Source organism: Nonomuraea sp. NPDC051191, assembly GCF_044455665.1.
GTDB lineage: Bacteria > Actinomycetota > Actinomycetes > Streptosporangiales > Streptosporangiaceae > Nonomuraea.
In genome coordinates this window covers 23226-35844 of the sequence record NZ_JBITEZ010000030.1, presented here as the reverse complement: position 1 = coordinate 35844, position 12619 = coordinate 23226, and the positions used below count along the sequence as shown (strand labels likewise).

At 69.8% G+C, this 12619-nt stretch carries 11 protein-coding genes and 1 pseudogene; 7 read left to right on the top strand and 5 right to left on the bottom strand.

Annotated features, from left to right (window positions below):
* Positions 1 to 1260, top strand: coding sequence for a cytosine permease (locus ACIA8R_RS49965; RefSeq protein WP_397045036.1), 1260 nt, complete (start codon positions 1 to 3; stop codon positions 1258 to 1260).
* Here the strand turns inward: ACIA8R_RS49965 and ACIA8R_RS49960 are convergent.
* A complete protein-coding gene (locus tag ACIA8R_RS49960; protein ID WP_397045034.1) occupies positions 1257 to 1832 on the bottom strand; it encodes an SMI1/KNR4 family protein in 576 nt (191 codons plus the stop codon). The genes ACIA8R_RS49965 and ACIA8R_RS49960 overlap by 4 nt on opposite strands.
* A gap of 288 nt (positions 1833 to 2120) precedes the next feature.
* Between ACIA8R_RS49960 and ACIA8R_RS49955 the strand changes: the two are divergent.
* Positions 2121 to 2714 (top strand): annotated as a pseudogene (locus ACIA8R_RS49955) (hypothetical protein); the annotation flags it as partial.
* A 127-nt stretch (positions 2715 to 2841) separates the two neighbouring features.
* Here the strand turns inward: ACIA8R_RS49955 and ACIA8R_RS49950 are convergent.
* From ACIA8R_RS49950 to ACIA8R_RS49940, 3 genes are all read right to left on the bottom strand, one after another.
* Positions 2842 to 4194, bottom strand: coding sequence for an HAD-IIIA family hydrolase (locus tag ACIA8R_RS49950; RefSeq protein WP_397045032.1), 1353 nt, complete (start codon positions 4192 to 4194; stop codon positions 2842 to 2844).
* 153 nt (positions 4195 to 4347) lie between these two features.
* Positions 4348 to 5352, bottom strand: a complete 1005-nt coding sequence (locus ACIA8R_RS49945; RefSeq protein ID WP_397045030.1) for a LacI family DNA-binding transcriptional regulator — start codon at positions 5350 to 5352, stop codon at positions 4348 to 4350.
* 8 nt (positions 5353 to 5360) lie between these two features.
* Positions 5361 to 6401 carry a hypothetical protein gene (locus ACIA8R_RS49940; RefSeq protein ID WP_397045028.1) on the bottom strand — a complete coding sequence of 347 codons (1041 nt, stop codon included), beginning with the start codon at positions 6399 to 6401 and terminating at the stop codon, positions 5361 to 5363.
* Positions 6402 to 6532: 131 nt separating this feature from the next.
* Here ACIA8R_RS49940 and ACIA8R_RS49935 point away from each other — a divergent pair, with 131 nt between their 5' ends.
* The 4 genes from ACIA8R_RS49935 (at position 6533) to ACIA8R_RS49920 (ending at position 11432) form a co-directional block, all read left to right on the top strand.
* On the top strand, positions 6533 to 7522 hold the full coding sequence (locus tag ACIA8R_RS49935; protein ID WP_357707284.1) for an ABC transporter permease subunit: 990 nt from the start codon (positions 6533 to 6535) through the stop codon (positions 7520 to 7522).
* Complete coding sequence (locus tag ACIA8R_RS49930; protein WP_397045026.1) at positions 7522 to 8409, top strand: carbohydrate ABC transporter permease; 888 nt, start codon at positions 7522 to 7524, stop codon at positions 8407 to 8409. Before ACIA8R_RS49935 ends, ACIA8R_RS49930 begins: the two co-directional genes overlap by 1 nt.
* 61 nt (positions 8410 to 8470) lie before the next feature.
* The gene (locus ACIA8R_RS49925) at positions 8471 to 10144 is read left to right on the top strand and encodes an extracellular solute-binding protein (RefSeq protein WP_397045024.1); all 1674 of its coding nucleotides are present in this window, start codon (positions 8471 to 8473) and stop codon (positions 10142 to 10144) included.
* 34 nt (positions 10145 to 10178) lie between these two features.
* Complete coding sequence (locus ACIA8R_RS49920) at positions 10179 to 11432, top strand: hypothetical protein (RefSeq protein ID WP_357707287.1); 1254 nt, start codon at positions 10179 to 10181, stop codon at positions 11430 to 11432.
* Here ACIA8R_RS49920 and ACIA8R_RS49915 read toward each other — a convergent pair.
* Positions 11410 to 12096 carry a Gfo/Idh/MocA family protein gene (locus ACIA8R_RS49915; protein WP_397045022.1) on the bottom strand — a complete coding sequence of 229 codons (687 nt, stop codon included), beginning with the start codon at positions 12094 to 12096 and terminating at the stop codon, positions 11410 to 11412. The genes ACIA8R_RS49920 and ACIA8R_RS49915 overlap by 23 nt on opposite strands.
* Before the next feature lie 76 nt (positions 12097 to 12172).
* On the opposite strand from ACIA8R_RS49915, the gene ACIA8R_RS49910 reads away from it, so the two are divergent.
* The gene (locus ACIA8R_RS49910; RefSeq protein WP_397045020.1) at positions 12173 to 12613 is read left to right on the top strand and encodes a hypothetical protein; all 441 of its coding nucleotides are present in this window, start codon (positions 12173 to 12175) and stop codon (positions 12611 to 12613) included.
* Positions 12614 to 12619 lie beyond the last annotated feature (6 nt).

The following is a 12619-nucleotide window of genomic DNA, read 5'->3' as shown; positions in this document are numbered from 1 at the left end:
ATGACGACCGAGACCCCGGCCGAGAGGGCCCAGGCCGCGACCGGCGCGCCCGGCTACCGGATCGCGCTGATCCTGCTGGGCATCATCATCACGCCGGTCGTGCTGTCCTCGCCGACGCTCGGCAGCGGCCTGCCCTTCCCGAGCGTGGTCACCTCGGTGGTGGCCGGCTCGCTCGTCCTGATGGTCGTCGCGGTGCTCACCCTGGCGATCGGCGAGCACGCCCGGCAGCCCACCTACGACGTCGTGCGCTTCCCCTTCGGCCGCGGCGGCGCCAAGGCGATCACCGCGCTGCTCGGGGTCAGCGTGTTCGGCTGGGCCACGGTGACCGCCAACGGCTTCGGCACCGCGGCGCAGCGCCTGGTCGCCGAACTGACCGGCGCGCAGGTGCCGCTGCCCGTGCTCGTGGCCTCCGGCTGCGTGTTGTTCGTGGCGGCGACGGCGTTCGGCTTCGAGATCCTCGGCAAGGTGGCGCAGTTCGCCGTGCCGGTGATCGCGCTGCTGCTCGGCTACCTCGTCTACGTCTCCCTCAGCTCGGCGCGCGACTTCGTCACGCCGGGGTCGCCGATGGACTGGGGCGTCGCCGTCTCCTCGGTGGTCGGCACCGGCACCGTGCTCGCCGTGACCTCCGCCGACTTCGGCAGCTTCGCCAGGGGCCGCAGGCAGGCCCTGACCGGCGGCGTGCTCGCCTTCGGGATCGCCTACCCGCTGCTGTTCGTGGCGGGCGCCGTGCCGGCGGCGCTGACCGGGCGGACCGCGCTCATCGACGCCATGGCGTTGATCGCCTCGGCGCTGCCGGCGATCGCGCTGCTGGTGTTCGCCTCGATCACCGCGAACGCGGGCAACATCTTCCAGGGCACGCTCGCCGTGTCGTCGCTGGTCCCCAAGGCCCGGAAGTGGCAGGTCTCGATCGCGCTCGGCGCGGGCGCGGCCGTGCTCGGCAGCTTCGACGTCTCGGCCTGGCTGCCGAACTTCCTGCTCTTCCTCGGCATCGCGGCGCCGCCGGTGGCGGGCATCATCATCGCCGACTTCCTCCTCTACCGGCGCAACGGCTACGACACCGGCGCGCTGTCGTACGGCGCCGCGGTCAGGCTGCCGACGTTCGTGGCGTGGGCGGGCGGGTCGGTCGTCGGCTACCTCACCGCGTACGGCACGTTCTCCCTCACGCACATCCCGTCGATCGACTCCCTCCTGTGCGGCGGCCTCCTCTACGCCCTGATCACCGCTCTGGCCACGTCCGGCCGCCGGGAACGTGTCGCCTAGGCGCGCCGGAAGGAGGTCTCCATCAGGTGCCAGAACGAACGGTAGCGTGTGGCGCCGAGCAGGCACGAGGTGTCCAACTCCCAGGCCTCCCATTCGCCGCCCGCAGTGACGACGTACGGATTGAGCAGGTAGACGAGGCCCTCGATGTCCTCGGAGACGCGCAACGTGTGCGGCAGGAAGTCGCCGACCTCGAAATACTGCGGGTCCTGAGGTGCGTCGTAGTCGAGGGAATAGTCGTCGGGCAACTCCGGAACGGGGGAGTCCGGCGGCGGGCCCCACGTGTGTGCGAGGTGCGGGTCCACGTCGCGTAGCCACCCGGCCTCGGCGATGGGGAGTATGTGCAGGCTGGTGAAGGACTCCACGTCCCAGCCGTTGGTCACCAAGAGGAACTCCCGGTAGCTGGGCGGCAGGCTGAGGCCGAGGCGCTCCTCGTGCAGCAGGATCTCGGCCTCGGACGCGGGGGCCGTGCCCAGCCACTCGGGCGGGTAGGACGAGGAGTCCTCGCCGGGATCGTCGTCCGTGCCGCTCATCGTGTGGAGACGCGCGGCCCAGGGGTAGCGGGGGGCGTTCATGGACGTACCGTATCCAGAGGGAAGGGCCCCCGGTGATCATGCCTGGAGCAGATCCGGGACGTCCTCACCGTCTCCGGCCAGGCCGAGCGCCAGGCCCTCCTCCAGCGGCACCACGCGGAACCGGAACACCGGCTCCAGGAGATATCGGCGTCCAAGGCGCTGATCGAGCACCTCATGCGGTGCACCGCGGACGACTTCACCCGATGCCCCGACTACCGGCGGATGGCCGAGAGCACCACCGGGCCGCACGACCTCGACAAGGGCGGCTGCGTGATCTGAGACGCCGCCGTGGCCTCATCTGCCGGCGGCGCCGGATCCGCGCGCGGGCAGGGCGGCGCTGACGGTGAGGCCGCCGCCGGGGACCGCGTTCGTCGACAACCCGCCGCCCAGCTTCGCGAAACCGGCGCGCCTGACGCGCAGGCGGTCGGCCAGCCGTGCCGTCGGCGGGCCCGTGCCGTCGGCGGTCACCGTCAGGCGCAGTCCGCGGGCGTTCACGGTGAGCGTGACGCTCACACACCGAACGGACGCGTCCGCCGCCAAGCCGTCCAGCACGTCGAGGATCGTGGCACGGACGAGCCCCTCGACGCGACCCCGCAGGGGCTCGGCGCGAAGCGCCCACACCTCGACGGCGATCCCGGTCGACGCACCCTTGACAAGCAGAGGCGCCAGATCGGCGCCCTGCTCTTCGAACGGACCCCGCGATCCGTCCGGGATCGCGGCCGCGTCGGCCGCCGCCTCCAGAGCAGGCATCCGGCGGTCCGCGTCCTGCATCGCGACATCGACTCGGTCGACCCGCCGGCCCTGCTGCGCTCGGGCGAGATCGACGTGGGTCACGTCTGGCTGCCGCTGCACGAACCCGACCTCACCGTCGGCGCGGTCACCCACGTCTCCTCGCAGGTGCTCATGGTCGCGGCCGCCCACCCGCTCGCCGGACGCCGAACCTTTGCGTCCGGCACGAGAATGCGAGGGAACCCTTGGAGAAACAGGGGAAACGCAGGTGAGAGCGCGCCTACAGGCCCGGTGGCGAGGCCGACACCACCTCGACCGCCGCGGCCACGAGATCGTCGACGACCAGGCAGGCGGGAGCGTCGCCCCAGGCTCGCTCCGTGGCCCGCCCGTCACCGGTGCGAACCAGGATCGGGCGTACGCCGGCGGCCTGTGCGGCCGCGATGTCCGACGACCGGTCGCCGATCAGGCAGCTCTCCGACAGGTCGAGGTTCAGCTCGGCGGCCGCGCGTCGGATCATGGCCGGGCTGGGCTTCGGCGCGTCACCCACGTTGTAGCGGGCGGAGATCGCCTGTTCCCCGGCCACCGGACTGCTGTAGATCGCATCGACGGCGACCCCTTCGCCGGCCAGCAGCTCGGACATCCGATCATGGACCTCGTCCAGGGTTCCCGGTTCCACGTAGCCGAGGCCGACGCAGGACTGGTTCGTCACGACGACCAGGGCGTACCCGTGATCACGCAGCAGCCGGAGCGCGGGTGCCGCGCCCGGCAGCAGGTGCATCGCCCCAGGGCCGTGTCTGTAGGTCGGGAGCGTGTTGACGCAGCCGTCGCGGTCGAGGAACACCGCCTTCCGGGCGGGTGCCTCACCCGCGAGACGAACCTGCTCATGCCGGACGGCGCCGACCCGGCCGCCGTCGAGCTCGATGTCGAAGATCCGGTACGGGTGCGGATGCTCGACCAGCGCCGGCGTGACGCTGAAGGTGGTCGATCCGATCGTGGTCGGCTCGGCCCCCGGATGGTAGTGCCCGGACAGGGACAGGACGACCCGGCCGGAGTCGCTGGTCCGCCGCCGGAGCTCCTCACCTTCGGCGTAGGTGTGCGGGTAGCCCTCGTCCAGCCGTGGCGTGATGACGAAGTGCTGGAGATGCACCTGCGGACGCGTGCCGGGGTCGAGCAACGACGAGTCGAACCGCTCCCGTTCGGTCAGCGTGCGACGCGGCACGTTGCCGGTCGACTCGCGATCCCAGAAGCTGACGACGCGTAGCCCGCCGACGTCCCGGACGAACGGTCCAGACCCCAGTTCCTCGGCATGCACGCGATGGCTGTCGTGATTGCCGGGAACGGCGATCCACTCGATGCCGCACTCGTCGAGCATCCGCCGTACGAGGCGATAGTCCGCGCGCACCCGCTGCCAGGCCAGGCCGTCGCGGGCGGCGTCACGCTCGGGGGCGAACAGGTATCCCGGGACGTCCACCAGGTCGCCGGTGATCACGATCAGCTGGGCGCCACGACGGCGGGCGTCGTCGAGCGCGGCCGCCAGCAGCTCGGGAGCCGTACGACTGCGCCGCACCGGCACCGTGGAATGTCCAGGGATGCGGCTTCGGAGATGTATGTCGGTTATGTGGGCGATGCGCATCGGGGATGCTTCTCCTGTCGTGCCAGCGCGTGACTCGAACAGCCTGCGTCCGTCGCGTGACCGTGGTCGGCACTGGCTGAGGCTGTGAGGAATGGTCTGTCCGGTGAGAGCGGCCGCTCTGCTACCGGAAGGCACCGGATCGAGCCGGTGAGATCACCCGGCCGGCGGGGCCGTCGACTGCCGGACCTTGAGCTCGACGGGAAGCTCCCGATGAGGTCTGTCGATCTCGTCGCCGTTCAGGGCGCCGATCAGCATCGTCGCCGCCTGCCGTCCGATCTCGAACCGGTCGAGCGCGATCGTGGTCAGTGCCGGGCCGAGCAGGCGCGAGGTCGGGAGGTCGTCGTGACCGACGACGCTGAGGTCGTGGGGGATCCGGAGCCCGGTCTCGATCGCGGCCTCGTAGACGTAGTGCGCCAGCAGGTCGCTGTCGGTCATGACGGCGGTCGGACGATCGTCTCCGGACAGCGCGCGGACCACCCGCTCGACCGTCTCGTCGGCGGTGCCGCCGGAGATGACGCGGGACGTGAGCCCCTGGGCCTTCATCATCCGTCGGAACAGGGACACCCGTTCCGACGCCGACGACAGCCCGGGGTTGGTGAGCAGGGCGATCCGGCTGTGCCCGAGTTCGAGAAGATGGTCGACGGCCGACCGCACCGCCTGGGAGGCGTTGCCGCGGATGCTCATCGCACCCGACGACCTCGCGCTGCGCGCCGAGTTGACCAGCACCAACGGGCGATCGGACTCGTCCTGCCAGGTCGCCAGCACGGCCTTGGCGTCGATCGGCGCGATCGCCAGCCCGTCGAGCTGCCGGTTGGTCATGGCCCTGATCATGTTGGTCTCGCGTGCCTGGTCGAGGTCGGAGGTGCCGACCAGCACCTGGTAGCCCCGCTCCTCGGCGGCGCCGCTGAAGCCGTCGATCAGGCGCAGGTAGCCGGGGTTGCTCAGGTTCCGGCTGATCAGGCCGAGCATGTTGGAACGCTCGACCCGGAGTGCGCGCGCGGCGAAGTTCGGGCGGTAGCCCTGCTCCGCGGCGATCGCCCGCACGCGCGCCCGAAGCTCGTCGCTCACACCGGGGCGGCCGTTGAGGGCCATGCTGACCGCGGTCGGACTGATGCCGATGATCGCCGCCAGCCCCTTGAGGGTCGGACCGCTGGACATTCTCGGCATCAGACGCCCCGGCTCGCCATCGGCTCGCCGTCCGCGGCGTAGGAGTATCCGGCGTTGGGCCCTACCACGGCGTCTATTGTGCCACTTCGCTCGATGATCGGCAGCGTCGGCGAGGTGAGCGAATTGCCGCTGACGACGGTCGCCGCGATCTCCCCGCCGACCGCGGCGTCCAGGTGGACAGCGGGCCCGCCGGTGCAGCTCACCACGTTGCCGGTGATCGCGACGCCGGTCACCCGGCGGTCGCCGCCGGTCCTGATCCGGATCCCGGCGGCGGTGCCGGTGAAGGTGTTCGCAGTGATCGAGACGGCGCTGGTGTTCGTCAGGTTGACCGCCCAGCAGGACAGGTCGGTGGCGGTGTTGTTGGCGATCACGACCGAACCGTGCTGGAGACTCGGATGTCCCGTGTGACAGCCGACGAACGTCGGATAGCCGGAGCAGAAGTTGTCGATCACCCGGACGTGGCTGCTGTGGGTGTCGTCCTCGGCGCCCCAGGCTGTCAGCCCCGGTGCGGCCAGGTCGAGGCTGACCGCCTCCGTCTGGTACGCGTGCGGTTCGCGAGCGATCCCGGTGACGAAGCGGCATCCGGAGATGGTCACGTTGCAGGTCGAGTTCGTCTCGATGGCGTGCCACTCGGGCATGTTCCGGATCTCCAGGTCGCGAACCTGGACGTCCCTCGCGTGGTTGAACACCATGCCGAAGGACGGCCGGGGATTCTCGAAGCCGTTCACGTCCCAGACGCCGCCCTCGACCACGATGTTCCCGGGCCCGTCGTGCGCGCCGACGGTCCGGTCGCCGCCGTACGGCCCGTTGACCAACATCGTCTCGATCGGCCCGGTCCGCACGATGCGCGTCGCGGGTGTGAGCGTCAGACGGGTGCCGGCGTGCACCCGCAACGGCGCCTCGCGGAGCCGCCACTCGCCGGGCCCGACGATCAGCCGCCCGCCGGCGGACCCGGCCACTTCGTCCAGCGCCTGCTGCAACTCGCGCTCGTCCCGCGCCCCGCTCTGACCAACGACCTCGACCACGGCTCGACCTGTCACGTACGCCTCCGCCTTGCCGAAACTGTTATTTACGGCTCGTCCCGCCGGTGTTACCGTGCCAACTGTAACGTTGAAGTTGAGCGTGGTCGAGACAGAGGATTGATGCCGTGACGTCCATTCAGGGGAGGGGCATGACGGACCGTGAGGCCGTCGCCGCCCGTCCCGGCGCGACGACCCTGATCCCTCCGGACCCGCGGTCGTCACCGCCCGCCGGACGGATGCGACGTCTCGCGCACGCACTGCGACAGCACAAGGTGATCTATCTTCTGCTGTTACCGGGAATGCTCTACTTCCTGGTGTTCCACTACCTTCCGCTGGGCGGCGTGTCGATCGCCTTCATGGACTACTCGCCGTTCCTGGGGCTGAGCGGCTCGACGTGGTCCGGGCTGGACAACTTCGCCAAGCTGTTCGACGATCCGGAGTTCGTCGGCACGGTACGCAACACTCTGATCATCTCGTTCCTGCAGATCGCGTTCGCGTTCCCCGCTCCGATCCTGCTGGCGCTGCTGCTCAACTCGCTGCTCAGCGAGCGGACGAAGCGCGTGGTGCAGGCCGTCGTGTACCTGCCGCACTTCCTGTCCTGGGTGATCGTGATCGCCGTCTGGCAGCAGGTGCTGGGCGGTGCGGGCGCCTTGGCCGACCTGTTCCAGCGGCTCGGCCTCGACGGCGTCAACGTGATGGCGAACGCCGAGACGTTCAAGATCCTGCTGACCTCGCAGGTGATCTGGAAGGACGTCGGATGGGGGACGATCATCTTCTTCGCCGCCATCGCCTCGATCCCTCCCCAGCTGTACGAGTCGGCCGCGGTGGACGGGGCCGGATCGCTGCGACGCACCTGGCACATCACCCTTCCGGGAATCCTGCCGGTGATGGTCCTGCTGCTCATCCTCAGGCTGGGCAACGTCCTGTCCGTCGGTTTCGAGCAGATCCTCCTGCAACAACCGTCCGTCGGGGCCGAGGCGGCGCAGGTGCTGGACACGTTCGTCTACTTCCGCGGCGTGCTCGGTGGCGACTGGGGCATCGGCGCCGCCGCCGGCCTGCTCAAGGGCGCCATCGGCACCCTGATGATCGTCGCCGCGAACCGCATCGCGCACCGCGCCGGCAGCGAAGGACTGTTCTGATGACGTCATCCCACCAGCCGGTCTGGGTCGAACGACCGAACCGGGTCGTGACGACGATCAAGGGGATCCTGATCGGCGCGATCCTGCTGGTCATGATCTACCCCTTGGCGTACGTGATCCTGAACTCGTTCGCCGGCCCGGAGGCCACGACGACCGCCGGGCTGATCCCGAGCGAGTGGAGCCTCTCGTCGTACAGCACGATCTTCAAGGGCGGGATCGTGCAGCGGTCGTTGATCGTCTCGATCCTGATCACGCTCGTCGGCACGGCGCTGTCGCTGGCCGTCACCTCGACCCTGGCCTACGCGCTCACCAAGACCCGGCAGGTCCCGGGGATCCGGCCGGCCCTCTACCTGGTCCTGCTGACGATGATCTTCAGCGCCGGCATCATCCCGAACTACCTGGTGGTGAAGGCGTTCGGGCTGCTCGACTCCTACTGGTCGCTGATCGTCCCCGTGCTGGCGTCCGCCTTCAACGTGGTGGTGATGCGGAACTTCTTCATGCAGTTGCCGCGGGAGCTGTTCGAGGCCGCGCGGATCGACGGCGCCGGGGAGCTGAGCATCTTCATCAAGATCGTGCTGCCGCTGTCCAAGGCGGTGCTGGCGGTGATCGGGCTGTTCTACGCGGTGTCGTACTGGAACTCGTTCTTCAACGCGCTGCTCTACCTCAACGACTCGTCGAAGTGGCCGATCCAGCTGGTGCTGAACTCGTACGTCCTCCAGGGGGCGTCGATGAGCTCGATGAACGGCGCCGAGATGTACAACCTGCCCTCCAGCCAGTCCGTGCAGATGGCGGTTCTGGTGACGGCCACGGTCCCGATCCTGATCGTCTACCCGTTCCTGCAGAAGTACTTCACCAAGGGCGTGCTGACCGGCGCCATCAAGGGCTGACCGCCCGCGCCGCCGCCACCCGTCACCACTTCGCGCCTCAGACCAACTTGGGAGTTTCCGCATGTCCTCACAGTCGAATTCGCCGCGTGCCGGCGGCGTCCCCATGAGCCGGCGGGCCGCGCTCGGCCTGGGGTTCGGCGCCGTCGCCGGGGTGGCCCTGACCGGCTGCGCGTCCGGTGGCGCGGGTCCGTCCGGCACGAGGAAGGCCGCGGTGCCGCCGCCGACGTACGTCGCGCCGCCGGTCTATCCGGGGGCCATCGTCCCGGAGGTGCCCGGTGTCCCGACGGCCTATGCCTCGATGCCGAAGAAGCTGACCAGGACCGTCGCCGCGGTGCCGGGCCGCGGCGGCGCCGTCCGGCATTTCCACCTGACCTGGGGGCCGCCGGCGACCCCGCTCGCCGAGAACCGGTGGTGGCAGGGGCTCAACGAACGTCTCGGCGTGGACTTCAAGGTGACGGAGGTGTCGGCGGGCAGTTACGACGCGAAGTTCGCCACCATGCTGGCCGGCGGCGACCTTCCCGAGGTCGTCCAGCTGACCTTCACCGCGGGCTGCATGAAGGCCGTCAAGCAGGGCGCGTTCGCCGATCTGAGCGAGACCCTGTCCGGCGACAAGGTGCTGGAGTACGCCAACCTGGCCAACGTCCGCACCGAGCAGTGGCAGGCGTGCACCATCAACGGCGGGTTGTGGGGCGTCCCGATCGACGTGCCCGTCGAGCTGCTGGAATTCCGGTACCGGAAGGACTGGGCGGAGAAGGTCGGCTTCTCCAAGCCGCCGGCAGACGCCGCCGAGACGGCCGAGCTCCTGGTCGCGATGACGAAGGGGAACCCGGAGAGCGGCAAGAAGACCTGGGGGCTGACGGCCTTCCCAGGGATGGCCCTCGACCTGGCCTACGGCATGTTCGGCGTACCCAACAACTGGCGGTACGAAGGCGGCGCGCTCACTCACGCCATCGAGACCCCGCAGTTCGAGGCGGCCATCGCCTGGCTGACCGCGCTGTGGAAGAAGGGCGGGATGCATCCCGACGCGCTGGCGCTGGGCGGCCAGACCGACCGCTACCGGGCCTTCGTCGTCCAGGGCCAGGTCGGCATGGCGGTGGACTCGGCGGCGAACTTCCACCGCCCGAACTCCCAGTACGGCGCGGTGGTCGCCAAGCTGGACGGCGCCTTCGCCGCGTTCGTCCCGCCGGGTCATGGCGGGTCGAGCAAGGCCGTCTTCCGGAAGACCGCAGGGGTCTACGGCATCAACGCGATCTCGGCCGAGGTCGCCAAGGACAAGGAGCGGCTGGCCGAGATCCTCCGGCTGCTCAACTGGCGGCGCGGGCCCGTGGGCAGCGAGGAGTGGTACTACCAGGGCTGGGGGGCCGAGGGCGAGTACTTCAACCGCGGGGACGACGGGGATCCGGTCGCGGTCGAGGGCACCAACCTCGACGCGGACAAGGGGGCCATCGCCTACGGACTGACACCGCAGAGCTGGATCTTCCCGACCGCCAAGGAATGTGTGGAGACCAACTCCCAGATGGTCCGCCAGTCCGTCGCCAGCGCGGTCGAAGGGCTCCAGTCGGACACCCAGGACGCCCGCGGCGCCCAGCTCGACCAGCTCTTCGCCACCTACATCAACCAGATCGTGGTCGGCTCCCGGCCGCTGGGCGACATCAAGACCTACCGCCAGGCCTGGCGCAGCCAGGGAGGCGACCAGATCCGCCGCGAGTTCCAGGAGCAGTTGAAGCGGCGTTGACAGCCACGTTCCCGACCCCGGAAAGGGAGACGACATGACAGTGAGTCGACGGGCCGCGCTCGCGGCCGGTGTACTGGGCGGCGCCGCGGTGATGGCGACGGGCGGCGCCTCGGCGGCCCAGGCCGCACCGAGCGGGCCCGGCCCGAATCCGCCGGTCGCGGGGGAGTCCGACAGCGTGCGCAGGTTACGGCAGCAGCTCAACCTCGCCGCCGTCGGAGACCGGAGCCTGGAACGTGACGCCGGCGGGCGTTGTGTGGTGGTCGCCCCGGCGGGCGTCCACGTGCTCAAGCGACCCCTGATGATCGGCGGCAACACCACGTTGCGGGCGGCGGGTGCCACCTTCACCTCCGACATCGCGGTCCAGCCGCAGACGTACCACAAGGACAAGAACCAGCACTCCCCGGAGCCGACCTACCCGGATTCGTTCGTCAGTGTCGGAGCGGTGAACTCCCGCGAGGCGACGTTGTTGCTCAACGCCGTCCCCGATGACTGCACCGGCTACCGGGCAGCCGGCAACATCCGGCTGGAGGGCGGCACATGGGACCCGACGGCGCACTTCGTGCGGAACGCGACCGGTGACGATCGTGCCCGGGCGACGGCCGCGCCGCCGATGAACGCGATCACCTTCGAGCACACGCACGACGTCGAGCTGTCCGGCGTCACCGTACGCAACGTCAAGTGGTGGCACGGAGTCGAGCTGAACGCCGTCCACACGGTGACCGTCAGCGAGTGCCGGTTCGAAGGCTGGGTCGAGGCGCCGACGGCCGGGCTGTGGCACGGTGAGGCGGTGCAACTCGACCTGCCGACCGACGGGACCACCTGGGGCGGGGTCGCCGACAACACCCCGACCACCAACGTCCGGATCATCGACAACTACTGCGGCGCGTCGCAGGAGTATCCGGGCTGGGGCAAACTCACCGGCTCCCACACCGGCGCTCCTGGTGCGGTGCACAGCGACGTGTGGATCGAGCGCAACCTGATCGAGAACGCGAAGTGGGACGCGATCGGACCGATGAACACCTCCCGGGTCGTCATCCGGGAGAACACGATCAGGTCGAGCTGGGGCGGCGTCTACGTGAAGTCGATCAGCCCGAATCCGAACGGAACGATCGACATCATGGGCAACGACATCACGCTGACCGAGGGGTCGACCCGTCCCGCCGTCGGCGTGAACGCCACCAACGCCGCCCTGCCGGTCGGCGATGTGGCGGTCTACGCGAACACGGTCCGGGGCGGCGGGTTCAGTTACAGCGCCAACGTCACCTTCAGGCGGGAGCCCCAACGGTGACGTCACATCCGGGTCGCCCGTCGTGCCCTTTGAAGGCCGCAGCGACGGCTTGACGATCCCGCCCCAGGGGCCGGGCGGTGCGCGGCGTCCGCGTCCCGCCCGGCTTCCGTCGCCGTTCCTTCAGGGTGACGACGGTCCCGGTGAGACGGGCTTCCTCGGCCGCCCACGCGATCTCGTGGCTGTGCAGGCTCTCGCGGGGGGCGGAGAGGATGGGGGAGAAGGCGGTCATGGTGAACGAGGTGGTCGCGCCGCCGTCGAACTCCAGGCCGACCACCTGATGGTCGACCACGTCGTGACAGACGGCGAACAACACGCCCGCCCGTTCGGCGGCCGCGACGATCCTGCGGCAGTCCTCCAGCCGGATCGCCATCGGCTTCTCCAGCAGGATGTGGTAGCCGAGCTCGGCGAAGCGCACCGTCGGTTCCACGTGGCCGGCGTCCAGCGTCGCGATCACCACCGCGTCCGCGAGCCGTGGCTGCTCGGCGAGCTCCCGCCAGTCGCCGAAGCCCCCGGCGTCCGGGTGCTGGGCGAGCAGTCCTTCCCGGCGCCGTGGATCGGGCTCGGCCACGGTGGTGAGCCTGGCACGGCCGTCCGCCGTCGCGTATCGCGTGTATCTCGTCCCTCGGTCGCCCGCACCGACCAAGGCCGGCCCAACCTGTCGCATCTCCCCAACTAACTCCAATTATGAGAAGACGCGACGTAAAGCTAGGGTTACCGCATCCCGACCGTCAAGGGGCCTTATGACAACTCTCGGTGTTACCAACGACACCGCCCTGCTGCGTCGTCTCAACACGCGCGCCACCCTGCCCGTCCTGCGCCAGGGCGGGCCGCAGACGCTGACCCAGCTCGCCCGCGCCGCCGGCCTGTCGCGGCAGACGGCTGAGGTGGCGCTGTCCGACCTGACCGAACGAAGGCTGGCGGAGGAGTGCTCGCCGACCGGGGGCTGGGAGGACTTGTCCGCCGTGCTCGCCGAGGCGGGACGGGATGCCGAGCTGGTCGTCGTGGGCGGCGGGTTCTCGCGCGCGGGGGAGTCGCTGCTCATGCGGGTACGGGCCCACCTGGCCGAGACGTGCCTGAACCCTCCCGAGGTCACGCTGTCCACGTTCGGCGAGGAGAGCATCGCGCTCGGCGCGGTACGCATGGCACTCGACCACGTCGAGCGGGAACGGCTCGGGCTGTGACCGGAG

Coding starts and splice junctions, on each gene's coding strand:
- ACIA8R_RS49965 (WP_397045036.1), top strand. CDS start 1: ATGACGACCGAGACCCCGGCCGAGAGGGCCCAGGCCGCGACCGGCGCG.
- ACIA8R_RS49960 (WP_397045034.1), bottom strand. CDS start 1,832: ATGAACGCCCCCCGCTACCCCTGGGCCGCGCGTCTCCACACGATGAGC.
- ACIA8R_RS49950 (WP_397045032.1), bottom strand. CDS start 4,194: ATGCGCATCGCCCACATAACCGACATACATCTCCGAAGCCGCATCCCT.
- ACIA8R_RS49945 (WP_397045030.1), bottom strand. CDS start 5,352: ATGTCCAGCGGTCCGACCCTCAAGGGGCTGGCGGCGATCATCGGCATC.
- ACIA8R_RS49935 (WP_357707284.1), top strand. CDS start 6,533: ATGACGGACCGTGAGGCCGTCGCCGCCCGTCCCGGCGCGACGACCCTG.
- ACIA8R_RS49930 (WP_397045026.1), top strand. CDS start 7,522: ATGACGTCATCCCACCAGCCGGTCTGGGTCGAACGACCGAACCGGGTC.
- ACIA8R_RS49925 (WP_397045024.1), top strand. CDS start 8,471: ATGTCCTCACAGTCGAATTCGCCGCGTGCCGGCGGCGTCCCCATGAGC.
- ACIA8R_RS49920 (WP_357707287.1), top strand. CDS start 10,179: ATGACAGTGAGTCGACGGGCCGCGCTCGCGGCCGGTGTACTGGGCGGC.
- ACIA8R_RS49915 (WP_397045022.1), bottom strand. CDS start 12,096: ATGCGACAGGTTGGGCCGGCCTTGGTCGGTGCGGGCGACCGAGGGACG.
- ACIA8R_RS49910 (WP_397045020.1), top strand. CDS start 12,173: ATGACAACTCTCGGTGTTACCAACGACACCGCCCTGCTGCGTCGTCTC.